This is a genomic window from Cellvibrionales bacterium, from assembly GCA_016713115.1.
Lineage (GTDB): Bacteria > Pseudomonadota > Gammaproteobacteria > Pseudomonadales > UBA7239 > UBA7239.
On record JADJPU010000001.1, the window covers coordinates 1,328,201 to 1,343,136 of the forward strand.

Genomic DNA, 14,936 nt, shown 5'->3' on the forward strand with positions numbered 1-14,936 from the left:
GTCTTGAAAAGTGTACGAGCACACCCAATTAACGAATCATCGAATTGATAACCGCGCAGCGGTAATAGTGGAGAAACATCATGGGCAAAATTATTGGTATTGATTTAGGCACCACCAACTCTTGCGTGGCGGTGTTGGAAGGCGACAAAGTAAAAGTGATTGAAAACGCCGAGGGCGATCGCACCACGCCGTCGATTGTCGCGTTCACTGATGACAGCGAAGTGTTGGTGGGTCAGAGTGCAAAACGCCAAGCGGTGACCAATCCAACCAACACTTTGTTTGCGGTCAAGCGTTTGATCGGTCGTCGTTTCAAAGACGATGTGGTGCAAAAAGACATCAGCATGGTGCCGTACAAAATTGTCGCGGCAGACAACGGCGATGCCTGGGTAGAAGTGAAAGACGACAAAAAAGCGCCGCCGCAAATTTCTGCGGAAGTGCTGAAAAAAATGAAAAAAACCGCTGAAGATTATCTCGGCGAAAAAGTGACCGAAGCGGTTATTACCGTGCCTGCTTACTTTAATGATTCGCAACGACAAGCGACGAAAGATGCTGGCCGCATCGCGGGCTTGGAAGTCAAAAGAATCATCAACGAGCCAACTGCGGCAGCGCTGGCGTTTGGTATGGATAAAAAAGAAGGCGACCGCAAAATCGCTGTGTACGATCTCGGTGGCGGCACTTTTGATATTTCGATTATTGAAATTGCTGAAGTAGATGGCGAACATCAATTTGAAGTGTTGGCTACCAACGGCGACACCTTCCTTGGCGGTGAAGATTTTGATATGACGCTGATTGATTATTTGGCGGAAGAATTCAAAAAATCGAACAGCATCAACCTGAAAGGCGATCCACTGGCAATGCAGCGCCTGAAAGAAGCGGCGGAGAAGGCCAAAATTGAATTGTCTTCTGCGCAGCAAACCGAAGTGAACTTGCCTTATATCACTGCTGACGCCACTGGGCCAAAACACTTGGTGGTGAAATTGTCGCGCGCCAAGTTGGAAGCCTTGGTAGAAGGTTTAGTGGATCGTTCGATGGCGCCGGTTAAAACAGCATTGAACGATGCGGGCTTGAAAGCATCGGACATCGAAGATGTGATTTTGGTCGGCGGCCAAACGCGTATGCCGCTGGTGCAGAAAAAAGTCGCCGATTTCTTCGGCAAAGAGCCGCGCAAAGATGTAAACCCAGACGAAGCAGTAGCAATGGGTGCTGCTATTCAAGGTGCGGTATTGTCTGGCGATGTGAAAGATGTGTTGCTGTTGGATGTCACGCCGCTGACTTTGGGTATCGAAACCATGGGCGGTGTGGCAACACCGTTGATTGAAAAGAACACCACGATTCCCACCAAAAAATCGCAAGTGTTTTCAACGGCGGAAGACAACCAAACAGCAGTGACGATTCATGTAGTGCAGGGCGAACGCAAGCAGGCTTCGCAAAACAAATCGCTGGGGCGCTTTGATCTCTCGGATATTCCACCTGCGCAGCGCGGTATGCCGCAAATCGAAGTCACTTTCGATATTGATGCCAACGGCATTCTGAATGTCAGCGCGAAAGACAAAGCAACCGGCAAGCAGCAATCTATCGTCATCAAAGCCTCTTCCGGTCTGAGTGATGATGAAATTCAACAAATGGTGCGCGATGCCGAAGCGAATGCCGAAGCGGATAAAAAATTCGAAGAGTTAGTTTCTGCGCGCAACATGGCAGAGGGTTTGGCACACGCCACGCGCAAAACGCTGACGGAAGCTGGTGACAAAGCCACGGCAGAAGAAAAAGAAGCGATTGAATCGGCTTTGAAAGAAGTGGATGAAGCGGTGAAAACCGATGACAAAGAGCGCATTGATGCGGCGGCGCAAAAATTGTCGGAAGCATCCAATGGTCTCGCGCAAAAAATGTACGCCGATGCTGCTGCGCAAGAGCAGGCTGGTGATTCCGGTCAGCAGGGCGGCGGTGACGATGTGGTGGATGCCGAGTTCGAAGAAGTCAAAGACAAGTAAAGTCGATGACGGGAAAGAAAATCACAGAGCGCGGCATGTCCGCGCTTTTGTGTTAATGCGATGTAGAGAGAAAGAAAATGGCTAAACGGGATTATTACGAAGTGTTGGGCGTGAAACGCGATGCCAGCGCCGATGAAATTAAAAAAGCGTATCGCCGTATTGCGATGAAACACCATCCCGATCGCAATCCTGATAACAAGGAATCGGAAGAAAAATTTAAGGAAGCGGCCGAGGCAAACGAGATACTCAGCGACGAGCAAAAGCGCGCCGCTTACGATCGCATGGGTCACGCTGCGTTTGAACAGGGCGGCATGGGTGGCGGCGGTGCTGGCGCAGGTTTTGGCGATATTTTTGGCGATGTATTCGGCGATATTTTTGGTGGCGGCGGACGCGGCCGTTCGCGCAGTGGGCCGCAGCGCGGCTCGGATTTGCGCTACAACTTGGATGTGAATTTAGAGGAAGCGGTACACGGCACCACCACCAAAATTCGCATTCCCACCTTGGTGGCCTGCAAACCTTGCGACGGTTCGGGAGCTAAACCGGGCAGCAAACCCGTGACCTGTACAACCTGTGGCGGCGCTGGCCAAGTGCGCATCCAGCAGGGCTTTTTTGCCGTGCAGCAGACTTGCCGTGCTTGCGGCGGTCGCGGCACCATCATCAGCGACCCTTGTGCTACTTGCCGCGGTCAGGGTCGTCTCGAAGAAGAGAAAACGCTGTCGGTCAAAATTCCGCCCGGTGTGGACAACGGCGACCGCATTCGCTTAAGCGGCGAAGGCGAAGCCGGCACTTTGGGTGGGCCAAACGGCGACTTGTATGTGCAGATCAATGTGCGCCCGCACAAAATTTTTGAGCGCGAAGGCAAGAATTTGTACTGCGAAGTGCCAATCAGTTTTGTGGATGCTGCACTCGGTGGCGAAATCGAAGTCCCGACCTTGGATGGCAAGGTAATGCTGAAAGTGCCGGAAGAAACGCAAACCGGCAAACTGTTCCGCCTGCGTGGTAAGGGTGTAGTGCCAGTGCGCGGCGGCGGCGCGGGCGACTTGCTATGCAAGGTGGTGGTGGAAACGCCAGTGAAATTGAGCAAGCAGCAGAAAGACATCTTGCGTCAATTTCAAGCCACGACGGAGGGCGCACAGCACTCACCCAAAAAATCATCATGGTTTGATGGTATGAAATCATTCTTTGATGATCACAAATAGCGATAGGGCTATAATCAGCGCGCTTAATTTTCCGTTCCAGAGGTCTTCCTATGAAATCCTTGATCAAAGTTTTTTCGCTGTCCGCTGTATTAGCTACCGTATTTGCTGTGGTTTCCGTGCAGGCCGAAGACAAAAAAGTGGCAAACAACACAGCGCCGGTTGGACAAACCTGTTTGCAAGGCCAGCCCTGTGCGGCCGCTGCCGCTGCCAGCAGTGGTGGTGAGCCCAGAACGGGCGAGCAGGTGTACAACAAGTCTTGCACCTCTTGCCACACAGCAGGTGTAGCGGGCGCGCCGAAATTGGGTGATGCCGCTGCGTGGAGTCCGCGTTTGGCGGCAGGTAAAGAGACTTTATACAAACACGCCATTGGTGGTGTGAAAGCGATGCCGCCTAAAGGTCTGTGTATGGATTGTTCCGACGATGAATTGAAGGGCGCTGTGGATTACATGCTGGGTAAAGTAGGCAAGTAAGCGTCGCGAGAAAGCTGAAACCAACGCCCCGTTTATCGGGGCGTTTTTGTTTGTGCGCGCACAGTATTTGCTGGTGTAGCACTGGTACAGTAGACCCATCTGTATGGAATGATGGTCGAGGAGATCAACTATGAACAGCCCTGCCAAAGTCAGAGCGCCGGAGCGTTTGCTGGATTTGCGCAACACCTTGGATGACTTGGTGGCTGATGGCTTGTTGGATAAACGCGATGCCAATTTTTTATCCGGCACGCCGCGTTCACGCGAAAATGCTCTGCTGCATCCGATCACTTATATTGCAAAAATGAACTTGCAAGACCATCAGCGCTCAGGGAAGCTGTTGGATGAAGAGCGGCTGACACAATGGCTGGCAGAAAAATCGGATCAGCCGTATTTTCATATTGACCCACTAAAAATTGATGCGAGCAAAGTAACCGAATTGATGTCTTTTGCTTTTGCAAAACGCCATCAAATTTTGTGTGTGCAGATCAGTAAAGATGAAATGGTGGTGGCGAGTTCGCAGCCGTGGGTTTATGCGTGGGAAGATGACATCAAGCACACGGCGCGGCGTGAAATTCGACGCGTGGTGGTGAAGCCCAGTGAACTCGCACGCTACACGGTAGAGTTTTACTCATTGGCAAAATCAGTGTCAGATGCGGCGGATACTGATTACGGCGGAAAAATGGGCATCGGCAAGTTTGAGCAGTTGCTGAAATTGTCCGAATTAAAAGATCCGGAAGCCAATGACCAACACATCATCAATATTGTGGATTGGATGTTGCAGTACGCTTACGCGCAGCGCGCCAGTGATATTCACATCGAGCCGCGTCGAGAGTTGGGAAAAGTGCGCTTTAGAATTGATGGCGTGCTGCATCAGGTTTACGAATTGCCGGCGCGCGTGATGATTGCTGTTACCAGTCGCTTGAAAATTCTCGGCCGCATGAATATTGCTGAAAAACGCAAACCGCAAGACGGGCGTATCAAAACAGAAAAACCGGATGGCAGTGAAGTGGAGTTGCGGATGTCTACGCTGCCCACGGCGTTTGGCGAAAAATTGGTCATGCGGATTTTTGATCCTGAAATTTTGGTCAAAACCTTTCCAGAGTTGGGTTTAATCAATGAAGATTTAAAACGCTGGACGCAGTTGATCAATCAGCCAAACGGCATTTTGTTAGTCACTGGTCCCACCGGTTCTGGTAAAACCACCACTTTGTATTCTTCGCTAAAACAAATTGCCACGCCGGATGTGAATGTTTCTACGATTGAAGATCCAATAGAAATGGTGGAAGAAGCATTCAATCAAATGCAGGTTAATCGCGCGGTGGATTTGGATTTTGCCACCGGCGTGCGCACGCTGATGCGGCAAGACCCAGACATCATCATGATCGGTGAGATTCGCGATCAGGAAACAGCAGACATGGCTGTGCAGGCGGCGATGACGGGGCATTTGGTGCTGTCGACTTTGCATACCAACGATGCGCCGAGTGCGGTGTCGCGCTTATTGGATCTCGGCGTGCCTTCGTATTTATTGCGTTCGGTACTGCTCGGCGTGATGGCGCAGCGTTTGGTGCGCCGTTTGTGCATTCACTGCAAAGAAGAAACGGAAATTCCAGAAGAAGCGTGGAAAACACTCACGGCGCCGTGGAAAGTGGCTATGCCTGCGCGCAGTTTCAAACCCGTGGGTTGTTTGGAGTGTCGCAATACGGGTTACAAGGGCCGCGAAGGTATTTATGAAATTATGTTGTTCACAGATGAAACCAAAGCACTGGTGGGCGATAGAGTGGATATTGGCCAGTTGCGACAACAAGCCATGCGTGAAGGCATGCGCACGCTGCGGCTTTCCGGTGCGCAAAAAGTCGCAGCGGGTTTGACGACTGTCGAAGAAGTAATGCGTGTTGCGCCAGCGTTGGATCGTTTTAACGGATGATGAAAAGTAGCAAAAATATACCGGCTGTTTTGCAAGAAGAACTGGAAAAGGTACACGCCACATTTGCGTCATGTCTTGATGCAGGGCAGGCAGAACAGTTTTATGAGCAGCAGCGTGATGCGGCGTTTGTTGCAGAGCTGTCTGCGGTTTGGTTGGGCAGTCAATTTTTCTTTGATTGGTGTTGCCGAAAGCCAGAATGGTTTTTTGCATTGTTTAAAAAAATCAGCACAGAGAAATCTCTGCTGGATTGTCAGCCAGATGTGGTAGATCTAAAAAACACACTGACCATCTTGTTAGAAAATATAGGTAACGAAGACGGCTTGATGCGGGTGTTGCGCGAATTTCGTCAGCAGCAGATGTTGCGTATTGTGTGGAGAGACATTACACGACGCGCCGATACTTTGGAGACCACGGCAGCACTCACTGCGCTGGCGGATGCGTGTATTACCGTGGCGGTAGATTTTTTGTACCCGCGTCTGTGTGTCGAATGGGGCACCCCGATTGGCGCAGAAAGCGGCACACCGCAATCTCTGCTTGTGTTGGGGATGGGTAAGTTAGGCGCGTTTGAATTGAATCTTTCGTCCGATATTGATTTGATTTTTTCTTATGATGAAAGTGGAGAGACGCAAGGGAAAGCGCGCAGCATTTCCAATCGCGATTTTTTTACTAAGCTAGGGCAAAAGTTAATTCTTGTTTTGGATAAGAAAACCACGGATGGATTTGTCTTTCGCGTGGATATGCGTTTGCGCCCCTACGGCGATAGCGGCGCACTGGCGCTGAATTACGATGCCATGGAGCAGTATTACCAACAGCAAGGGCGCGATTGGGAACGCTATGCCATGATCAAGGCGCGCTTAATCTTCGGCGATCAAAAACAAGCAGCGCCGCTGCTGGATATGTTGCGGCGCTTCACCTTTCGTCGCTATTTGGATTTTTCCTCCATTGATGCCTTGCGCGACTTGAAACGGCAAATTGAGCGCGAAGTAGAACGCAAAGGCATGGCCGACAATGTAAAACTCGGCAAGGGCGGTATTCGAGAGATTGAATTTATCGTGCAAATGTTTCAGTTGATTCACGGTGGGCGCGATCGCGATCTTCAGCCATCTCCGGTGATGAATATGCTGTCCACACTGGAGAAAAAAAACTTCTTGAGTGAGGGTGATGTTGTCGCCTTGAAGAATGCTTATTTATTTCTTCGCAATGTGGAGCATCTTTTGCAAGCGTGGCGCGATGAGCAGACGCAGATGCTGCCGAGAGATGCGCTGCAACAAACACGCTTGGCATGGTTGTCTGGTTTTGCCAGCTACCAAGATTTTTGTCAGCAATTACAGAGTCACCGCGACCAAGTGCAAAAAATATTTGCAGCCGTTATTTCGCCGCCACCAGAAGAAAACGAAAACAGTGATAAGCCATGGCAGCAATTGTGGGATACATTGGGCGATGAAGAGGTCGGCGCCGCACATTGGGATGCTGTCGGTGTACACGATGAGAAGCTGCAACAGCAGTTGCGCGCTTTTCAACAAGATAAGATGTTGTTGGGACTGCCAAAAGAGAGTCGCGTACGCTTAGATCGTTTCATGCCGCAGTTGTTGAAAGAATTAGCACAGGGTGAGCATCCAGCCGTCATTTTTGAGCGTGTGTTGCCATTATTGAAAGCGGTACTGCGCCGTTCTTCTTATTTGGTGATGCTGCTAGAAAACCCTCAGGGGTTAAAGCAGTTGGTATTGTTGGTGCAGTCGAGCACATGGATTGCCGAGCAGTTGGCCGTTTGGCCTGTGTTATTGGATGAGCTGATTGATGTGCGTAATTTGTACCGTGATGTTGCACCGTCGCGAGAAGAATTAGCGAATATGCTGCGCCAGCAAATGTTGCGCATACCTGAAGAAGACCTTGAAGCGCAAATGGAAGCGCTGCGCCATTTCAAACGCGCGCATAGTCTGCGCGCTGCTGCCTGTGAAGTGACAGGGCGTCTGCCTTTGATGAAGGTCAGTGACTATTTAACATTTATGGCAGAAGCGATACTCGATTATGTATTGCAGATGGCGTGGAAAATTTTGGTAGATAAACATGGTACACCGTTGCAGGAAAACGGCGAGCAGTGTGATCCGAGTTTTATTATTGTTGGCTATGGCAAATTAGGTGGCTTGGAGTTGGGGCACGGTTCCGATCTCGACTTGGTTTTTATTCACGCTGCAGGTAATGGCGAAACCGCAGCCGATATGGCGCTCGGGCAAACGCCTATCGAAAACGGCGTGTTTTTTGCGCGACTCGGCCAGCGCATTATTCATATTCTCAGCACGCGCATGATGAATGGCATGTTGTATGAAACGGATATGCGCTTGCGTCCTTCCGGCAACTCCGGTTTGTTGGTGGCGAGCTTAAAAAGTTTCCAGCGTTATCAAGAAAATGATGCATGGACTTGGGAGCATCAAGCTTTAACACGCGCGCGCGTGGTAGCGGGTTCATCATCGTTAGCGCAACAGTTTGTTGCTGTGCGTGCGCAGGTGTTGGGGCGTGAGCGCGATGTGGAAAAATTGCGTAGTGAAGTGGTGGAGATGCGCAACAAGATGCGCACGCAGTTGGATAAAAGTGATGCGCAGCATTTCGATTTGAAACACGGCGTGGGCGGCATTGTTGATCTGGAGTTTTTCGTGCAGTTCAGTGTGTTGGCGCATGGGCATGCACGGCCCAACTTGCTGACTTGGCCTGACAACATCCGTATCCTCGAGCAGATGGCGGCCTGCAACTTACTGCAGCCGGAACAGGCAGAGGCTTTGATGGAGGCCTATCGTCAACTGCGTGGGCGCGGCCACCGCCGCACCTTGCTAGGCGAGCCGACCTTGATCGGTGTGGATGAGCTGTTGCCGGAGCGGCAAGTGGTGCAGGCGGCGTGGCACAGCATTCTGGGCACCTGAAAAACTCCTATAATGGCGCCCCCGTAAATCCTGCGTATTCGGAGCACTGATATGAGCATGGCAGACCGCGACGGCCTGATCTGGTTTGATGGCAAACTGGTTCCTTGGCGCGATGCAAAAGTCCACATCCTCACCCACACCCTGCACTACGGCATGGGCGTGTTCGAAGGCGTGCGTGCGTACGAAACCGAGTCGCGCGGTACCTGCATCTTTCGCTTGCAGGAGCACACAGATCGTTTATTTGATTCCGCCAAAATCATGAACATGGTGATTCCTTTTTCGAAAGAGGAAATCAACGAAGCGCAGCGTGCCGCCGTGCGCGAAAATAATTTGCCGTCTGCCTACATTCGCCCGATGGTGTTTTACGGATCGGAAGCGATGGGTTTGCGTGCCAAAGGTTTGACCGTGCATGTGATTGTCGCGGCGTGGTCTTGGGGCGCATACATGGGCGATGAGGCGCTGCAAAACGGTATCAAAGTGCGCACCAGTTCCTACACGCGCCACCATGTCAATATTTCTATGACGCGCGCGAAAGCCAACGGCCACTACATCAACTCCATGTTGGCGCTGAATGAGGCTTTGTCCGGCGGAGCAGAAGAGGCGTTGTTGCTGGATCCAGAAGGTTATGTGGCAGAAGGTTCCGGCGAAAATATTTTCATCGTCAAAAACGGCGTAATTTACACGCCAGAATTGACGGCCTGCTTGAACGGCATCACGCGCAATACCATTTTCCATCTCGCTAAAGAAATCGGCTGCGAAGTGGTGGAGAAACGCATCACGCGCGATGAAATTTATATCGCCGATGAAGCATTCTTTACCGGCACCGCCGCAGAAGTCACGCCTATCCGCGAGTTGGATGGCCGCAGTATTGGCACCGGCAAACGCGGTGCGATCACCGAAAAACTGCAAAGCCTGTATTTCGATCAAGTGAAAGGTCGCCGCAGTCAGTTCAGTGAGTGGCTGTCGCCGGTGAAATAAAACAGCGGAATTGCTGGCATTAAATTGGGCGCTGCATGCGCCCTTTTTTGTGGGTGAAGATTGGGTTAGCCGCGATCCGTGTCGTATTTATCGTTGACGCCATCGTTGTCCATATCATTATCGTATTTATCATTTACGCCATCGTTATCCATATCGGTATCGTATTTATCGTTTACACCGTCGTTATCCATATCCGTGTCATATTTGTCGTTTGTACCGTCGTTATCGAGATCGGTATCATATTTGTCGTTTGTACCGTCGTTGTCGCAGTCGGTATCGTACTTGTCGTTTATGCCGTCGCCTTGTGTAACGCAGTCTTTGGCGAATGATGTTTGCGAAAGACTGCTACACAGTAAGACACAGATAAAAAATCGCGCCCACATAATGCTTACTGCCAGTTAACTGGCGCTTCGCCGCCCGCATCGGTAGGTGATCGAACAGGTGCATTGCTTTTCACGCTGGCAGGCTTGGATTTTTTCTTGGGCTTTTCAGCGGGTTTTTCTGCGGCTTTTGGTTTTTGCATACGGACGATGCCACCTTCTTTTATCTGAGAGATATCCCCAGACGCCAATTCAGCAATCGAGTATTTGGGTTTGCTTTCGATAACTTTCAACTGCGCCACGACCGTGCCGTCTGTCACGATTTCAGCGCCCGTATCAGGATCGATAAAGGATTCGCCCGCGCTGTAGGCATCAAGCATCATATTCATCTGCAGGCGCGCATCACCCTCATTCAAAATAATGCGTTTATCACCGGAAACTTTCAAAACTTTGACGGGGTAAATGACTTCCAGCATATCGGAGACAATCGTCTTAGCGCCTTGCTCTAATAATGAATCTGCCACTGCGCCGCCACTATTGGCAGACCATGTGTTGGCCCATTTTACTTTTTGTGTGGCAACTTCAATAACACGATAGTTGAGTTTTACTGAAGATTTTGACGAAGTGTGTACTTGTCCGCCTTCCGTTACGCTCATGCCGTAGAAGTTGGTTGTTTCTGTGGGAGTTACAGTGGTTTTGGTAGAAACTGATGCGTCATAAATGGTGCCGACTACCATCAAGTCAGCACCAGAGACCTGACCCAATCGACTGGCTTCGTTGGCGGAAACATCGTCACTTTGCAGAAGATCTTTTTCAGCGGCAAATTCATTTTCAAAGTCGCGACTGACTACATTAAATTTTCGTGATTGTGTCAGTGTATTAAGAATGTCATCGCGCAATTTTCCGGCCACAACAGACTTTCCCGATTTCGAATGAAATGGCATAATTGCAATAGAGAAGCGTTTGTCTTCTTTGCCCATCGCTTTGTAAGAGGGAACGACAACTTGCGCCTGCACTTCCCACTGAGAGCTTTCCGCGGTGGGCTCTTTGGTGGAAAGAATTTGATAGGACTTCACTTGTCCTTTGGTTTGCACTGAGATGTCTTGCACAACCTGTGTTTGTGATTTGGCATACGAGGCGTTGTCGGTGGCATAAGCCTCAAAGTCTGACTTCAGTGTTTTGTCAGTGGCGATATTCACGCCACGCACTTGTGCAACAGCCTCTAATAATGCCGTTGCCACCGCCTTTTGGTAGGAGTCACCGTAGCCGGTTGTGCTGACGGTGACATCTTCTGTAACGGCGTGCGCTATTGCTGTGAATGTGAGCGCTAAAAAAACCAAGAAATGGCGAAGTGTTTTCATATTAGAACGAGGCCTCAAAATCTGCACTTTGTTGAACATTCAGTTTTTTGTTTTCAGTTGAGCCATTGCTTGCTGGAGTATTCGCACTTGGTTTTAGCAATGTGTTATCCCGTGTCAGCGCGCTCCAAGTGGTGACGGTGCCAACAATTAAATGACCTGTTTGTGGGTGCTTGGCGCGCCAGCGTTTGATCGTGGTTTCTCCTTTAATGGTCAAGCTGCTTTGTTGCTTGGCAAGCTGCTGTACCATTTTGCCGATGTCAACGGATTCTTTGTCGGTGGTAAAGCCCTCTTTGTTGGTTTCTTGCGTAACGCTACTGTTCGACAGCGCGTTGGCTTTTCTTCGAAATTGAGAGATGCGTTGGCAAATTCCGCCATGCGAGCAGAGGCTTGTTGTGCGGCGCTAATTTCTGCAGCTTCCACAGCCTTGTCCAATAATAATTTTGAAGTGCCTTTGGTCGCTGTTACGCCACTGCTGGCAAAAGAAACCAGTGTTTCGTTGCCATACTCATCTTTCATCAAACGAATACCGTCTTGGCTGATGTAGCAGGCATCGTCTGCGCATTTTTCTTGTAGTTGCGCCAGAATGGTTTTTCCCGTTACGGTGCCATTGGCGGCACTGCCACTGCCTCGTAGCACATTGTTGGCAGATTGTTTTAATTTGTCAGACACCACAAATAAAACGCCAACGCTGTTGCCGTCTTCAAATGTGCGCAAGGTGGTTATGCCGCTGACAGAGCCATAAGCTTTGATTTTGGATGACTTTTCAATAGAGTCTTCCAGTAATTTTCTTTTTTTCACGGCGTCATATTGTGATGGGTCAATGCCATTTTCTTTCAAGGCGCCGTCCAATTCTGACTCTGCCAGTGCGACGATTTTGCTGCTCAAAGCTGCGAGGGTTGAATCGTCTTGTGCGACTTCATTGGGATCGAAAGGCCTGTCGTCGTGAAGAAATTTCCGCGTCGTCTCGACGGTAATGGTTTTCTGTAGCAGTTTTATGTAGTCGGATTTGGCTTTGATGAGTGCTTTCTCAAAGGCCATGTTTTTAGCATCAGGCCACTTAACATCTGAAGCGGGGACATCAATTGTGGCTGTTTGCCATCCTACATAGTAGCGTCCAGATTCGTTGTCGCCGTAGCCGGTTTTCATGCCGCGCTTACTGAGATACTCATCTTTTGCTTTGTCGATTGCGCTGTCTGAAATGTCTTCGAGGCTAGGAAAATTGTCTTCGGCGCTTTGAGCGAGTTGCTCAATAGGTTTTTTCAATTGTTCCATAGCGATTGCTGGCATCAAAACTACTGATGCCAGCAAAGCGAGTCCTGCGGTTGTCTTTTTCATGCGCAATCCTTTTATCCTTTATGAGCCAAACAAAGAGCGGTTGGCTTCTTTGCGAATTTCTTTTTCACCAACCCACTCGATAGATTGGGTTTCGATGTGCTGCAATTTCAGTGTGAATTTGTAATAAACACTTTTCGTGCCGCCATTGCGTTTTACGATGCTGGAGAGATTGCCATACAGTGCATATTCCGCACCCAAGCCGCGCCCCGTTGCAACGGCAGTGCTTTGATCAACCATGCCGCTTTTTCTTTGGTACGCCATCTGCTGGCTGATTTCGTTCAAACGACCCATATCCACAAAACGGAATTTTCCAGAGTTGATCATTTTGGATTGGATGGTATCGGTGATGGATTCTGTGTCGACATGTTCAGTTGTTTTGTTTTCAATGCGATCGATATACAGAACAGGTCTTCTACCCGAGGTAGCTTGTACTACCGGCGGGAAAATCAACATGTCTTGCACCATTTTGCCGGCAATTTGTTGCAAGTCTGATGATCCAAATGATTCATCAACCGTTTCAACGGATGTTGCATCGACATAGCCAACTTTGCTGCCACCGCTCGCGCAGCCGCCGAGCAGAGTGAGAGTAAAGGCAACGGTTACTGCTTTAGTGAATAAACGCATGGTATTTCTCCTATCAGTCATCAATGATTACGCGAAAACTTTTTGCTGCAGGGCTCGGTGCTAGGCCTTGTATACGCACGACATCGCCAGGCAACACAGACATGGGAACCCATGGTGCGCCTTCTGGATCTAGCTCCAATCCAGCTTTGTCGAACCAACGAAATTTATAATTAAATTGTTCCGCGCTGCTACCACGGTTTCGTAAAGCTACTTGCGACCGCATGATGTTGCCTGCGCTGCTGTGTCCCACTTCCACAATGCCAATTTGGCGCAGCAGTGCAGGTTTTCTGGATTCGAGATAAGTCTGGTATTGCCGCTCAGCGGGTGGAATATCACTGGCAGATTGCACAGCACAGCCTTGCGCTAACAGCGTTAGCGACAGCAAGCCGGCATAAGAAAGTTTTTTCATGGCAATGAACTCCTCTGTTTAGAGTTGGAAGGTGCTAATGAGCATGCGTTGGCCTACATTAGCAACGCGCACTAAAGTGGTTTTGCCAGGCTGGATGTCAACGGTTGCGGTGGTGGTGAGGCTGCCAGACTGAAGGGTCAGCGTTTGTTTGCCGCTTGCAACTGTAGTGCGCGCTACTTGGCAGGAATTGGGGAGCGTCAGCCAGGTGCGTAAATCTGCTTGCTCAGAGAGAACGTTGTAGAGACCTGCTACCAGTGCACCTGCGCCGCCCAATTCTTTTTCGGCCTGATATTGCAAAGCGTATTTGGCGGTAACGCGGATGACGGCGCGCACGATCATTGCTGGAACTTCTTCCTTCAAAGATTTTGCAGCCAATGCAGAAACATTGGTCAATTCGGTGGTTTGCAGGGCTACACCGCTGCCAGTGACTCTTAAATTATTAACGCGAGGTATTGATGCTGCGGTGTACATAGGAAAGGCAACGGCTACTGCGCCGCCCTGTGGTGTGGGAATTGGGATGGTGATGCCCGTGCGCTGCGCAACAAAGTTGTCTTCGTACAGCACCACTAGGTTGCCAGCGTTAGCCGTATCAACAACATCTTCGTCTTGGGTTTTTCTTGTCTTTTTGCGTGAGTTTGTTTCACTTGCCGTTGGTTCGGATAAGCGAGCTATATCGCTGGCAATCAGTGTGGATTCCGGATGGATTTCATAAGCCAGTTTGTAGGAGGTGAGCGCAAAATCTCTATCGGCAGGTTTTCCAGTTGATTCCATCAAAACGCCAGACAGGTAGTGGGCGTAAGCACTGCTAAAGGACGATTTCGCTTTGCCTGCTATCAAATCGATGCCTGAGAACTTTTGTTCAAGCAGATTGGTTTTGATGTTCTTGGATTTTGCTGTTTGTGCTGTTTTTGCAATTTCTTTTTCGTGGGCGTCGGTCAATTCCTTTTCTTCGAGAGCAATCTTGCGCACTTCGACCATGGCATCATCGCGCTTGTTCTGCCCTAAGTAGTTAAAGGCTTGCAACACATGTGTGAAAATTCTTTCGTAGCCGTAACCGCGATATTCAATGGATGTGTCGTTGTAGAGTGTTGCTTGCACGGAGTCTGTTGCGGCACAGGCAGAAATCAGTGCTTTCCTGTCATTGGCCTCAAACTGATTAATAACAATATTTAGGTCTTGCAGACTGGGCGGGTATTGATTTTGAAGGTTTAGAATTCTTCCGCGCTCCATCATGTAGAGCATTTTATCTTCGGAATCTTTTTTTGCGGCCAAAAAATCCAATGATGGTTTTGTGTCGCCGGTATTTAATGCTTGGCGAAACTTGTCGGCTTTAAGGGTGTGTGAGCCAGGGAAATTATTGGTTACACAGCCACTTAAGCTGAAAAGCGATACGCTGACTGTCAAAACTGAGGA

General features: G+C 49.7%; 13 protein-coding genes. 6 read left to right on the plus strand and 7 right to left on the minus strand.

Annotation, left to right across the window (positions count from 1 at the left end):
* Positions 1–80 precede the first annotated feature (80 nt).
* The 6 genes from dnaK (at position 81) to IPK30_06520 (ending at position 9,474) form a co-directional block, all read left to right on the plus strand.
* Positions 81–1,988 carry a molecular chaperone DnaK gene (gene dnaK, locus IPK30_06495; GenBank protein ID MBK8102934.1) on the plus strand — a complete coding sequence of 636 codons (1,908 nt, stop codon included), beginning with the start codon at positions 81–83 and terminating at the stop codon, positions 1,986–1,988.
* Between the two features lie 77 nt (positions 1,989–2,065).
* Positions 2,066–3,187 carry a molecular chaperone DnaJ gene (gene dnaJ, locus IPK30_06500; GenBank protein MBK8102935.1) on the plus strand — a complete coding sequence of 374 codons (1,122 nt, stop codon included), beginning with the start codon at positions 2,066–2,068 and terminating at the stop codon, positions 3,185–3,187.
* 50 nt (positions 3,188–3,237) lie between these two features.
* On the plus strand, positions 3,238–3,657 hold the full coding sequence (locus IPK30_06505) for a cytochrome c5 family protein (protein MBK8102936.1): 420 nt from the start codon (positions 3,238–3,240) through the stop codon (positions 3,655–3,657).
* Positions 3,658–3,787: 130 nt separating this feature from the next.
* A complete protein-coding gene (locus IPK30_06510; GenBank protein MBK8102937.1) occupies positions 3,788–5,581 on the plus strand; it encodes a type II/IV secretion system protein in 1,794 nt (597 codons plus the stop codon).
* Positions 5,578–8,496 carry a bifunctional [glutamate--ammonia ligase]-adenylyl-L-tyrosine phosphorylase/[glutamate--ammonia-ligase] adenylyltransferase gene (glnE, locus tag IPK30_06515; protein ID MBK8102938.1) on the plus strand — a complete coding sequence of 973 codons (2,919 nt, stop codon included), beginning with the start codon at positions 5,578–5,580 and terminating at the stop codon, positions 8,494–8,496. The genes IPK30_06510 and glnE overlap by 4 nt, the downstream gene beginning before the upstream one ends.
* A gap of 51 nt (positions 8,497–8,547) precedes the next feature.
* On the plus strand, positions 8,548–9,474 hold the full coding sequence (locus tag IPK30_06520; GenBank protein MBK8102939.1) for a branched-chain amino acid transaminase: 927 nt from the start codon (positions 8,548–8,550) through the stop codon (positions 9,472–9,474).
* Between the two features lie 65 nt (positions 9,475–9,539).
* Here IPK30_06520 and IPK30_06525 read toward each other — a convergent pair whose 3' ends face one another.
* The 7 genes from IPK30_06525 to IPK30_06555 are packed head-to-tail and all read right to left on the minus strand — an operon-like array spanning position 9,540 to position 14,927.
* Positions 9,540–9,857: a hypothetical protein gene (locus tag IPK30_06525; GenBank protein ID MBK8102940.1), complete on the minus strand. Its 318-nt coding sequence runs from the start codon at positions 9,855–9,857 to the stop codon at positions 9,540–9,542.
* 5 nt (positions 9,858–9,862) lie between these two features.
* Positions 9,863–11,155: a hypothetical protein gene (locus IPK30_06530; GenBank protein MBK8102941.1), complete on the minus strand. Its 1,293-nt coding sequence runs from the start codon at positions 11,153–11,155 to the stop codon at positions 9,863–9,865.
* A gap of 1 nt (position 11,156) precedes the next feature.
* Positions 11,157–11,402: a hypothetical protein gene (locus tag IPK30_06535; GenBank protein MBK8102942.1), complete on the minus strand. Its 246-nt coding sequence runs from the start codon at positions 11,400–11,402 to the stop codon at positions 11,157–11,159.
* Positions 11,366–12,490, minus strand: coding sequence for a hypothetical protein (locus tag IPK30_06540; protein ID MBK8102943.1), 1,125 nt, complete (start codon positions 12,488–12,490; stop codon positions 11,366–11,368). Before IPK30_06540 ends, IPK30_06535 begins: the two co-directional genes overlap by 37 nt.
* A gap of 18 nt (positions 12,491–12,508) precedes the next feature.
* Positions 12,509–13,114 (minus strand): penicillin-binding protein activator LpoB, encoded by a 606-nt coding sequence (lpoB, locus tag IPK30_06545; GenBank protein ID MBK8102944.1) that lies wholly within the window; start codon positions 13,112–13,114, stop codon positions 12,509–12,511.
* A gap of 13 nt (positions 13,115–13,127) precedes the next feature.
* Complete coding sequence (locus tag IPK30_06550) at positions 13,128–13,523, minus strand: DUF1425 domain-containing protein (protein MBK8102945.1); 396 nt, start codon at positions 13,521–13,523, stop codon at positions 13,128–13,130.
* Positions 13,524–13,541: 18 nt separating this feature from the next.
* Positions 13,542–14,927: a hypothetical protein gene (locus IPK30_06555; GenBank protein MBK8102946.1), complete on the minus strand. Its 1,386-nt coding sequence runs from the start codon at positions 14,925–14,927 to the stop codon at positions 13,542–13,544.
* Positions 14,928–14,936: the final 9 nt, after the last annotated feature.

Coding starts and splice junctions, on each gene's coding strand:
- IPK30_06540 (MBK8102943.1), bottom strand. CDS start 12,490: ATGAAAAAGACAACCGCAGGACTCGCTTTGCTGGCATCAGTAGTTTTG.
- lpoB (MBK8102944.1), bottom strand. CDS start 13,114: ATGCGTTTATTCACTAAAGCAGTAACCGTTGCCTTTACTCTCACTCTG.
- IPK30_06530 (MBK8102941.1), bottom strand. CDS start 11,155: ATGAAAACACTTCGCCATTTCTTGGTTTTTTTAGCGCTCACATTCACA.
- IPK30_06535 (MBK8102942.1), bottom strand. CDS start 11,402: ATGGTACAGCAGCTTGCCAAGCAACAAAGCAGCTTGACCATTAAAGGA.
- IPK30_06520 (MBK8102939.1), top strand. CDS start 8,548: ATGAGCATGGCAGACCGCGACGGCCTGATCTGGTTTGATGGCAAACTG.
- IPK30_06505 (MBK8102936.1), top strand. CDS start 3,238: ATGAAATCCTTGATCAAAGTTTTTTCGCTGTCCGCTGTATTAGCTACC.
- dnaJ (MBK8102935.1), top strand. CDS start 2,066: ATGGCTAAACGGGATTATTACGAAGTGTTGGGCGTGAAACGCGATGCC.
- IPK30_06550 (MBK8102945.1), bottom strand. CDS start 13,523: ATGAAAAAACTTTCTTATGCCGGCTTGCTGTCGCTAACGCTGTTAGCG.
- glnE (MBK8102938.1), top strand. CDS start 5,578: ATGATGAAAAGTAGCAAAAATATACCGGCTGTTTTGCAAGAAGAACTG.
- IPK30_06525 (MBK8102940.1), bottom strand. CDS start 9,857: ATGTGGGCGCGATTTTTTATCTGTGTCTTACTGTGTAGCAGTCTTTCG.
- dnaK (MBK8102934.1), top strand. CDS start 81: ATGGGCAAAATTATTGGTATTGATTTAGGCACCACCAACTCTTGCGTG.
- IPK30_06510 (MBK8102937.1), top strand. CDS start 3,788: ATGAACAGCCCTGCCAAAGTCAGAGCGCCGGAGCGTTTGCTGGATTTG.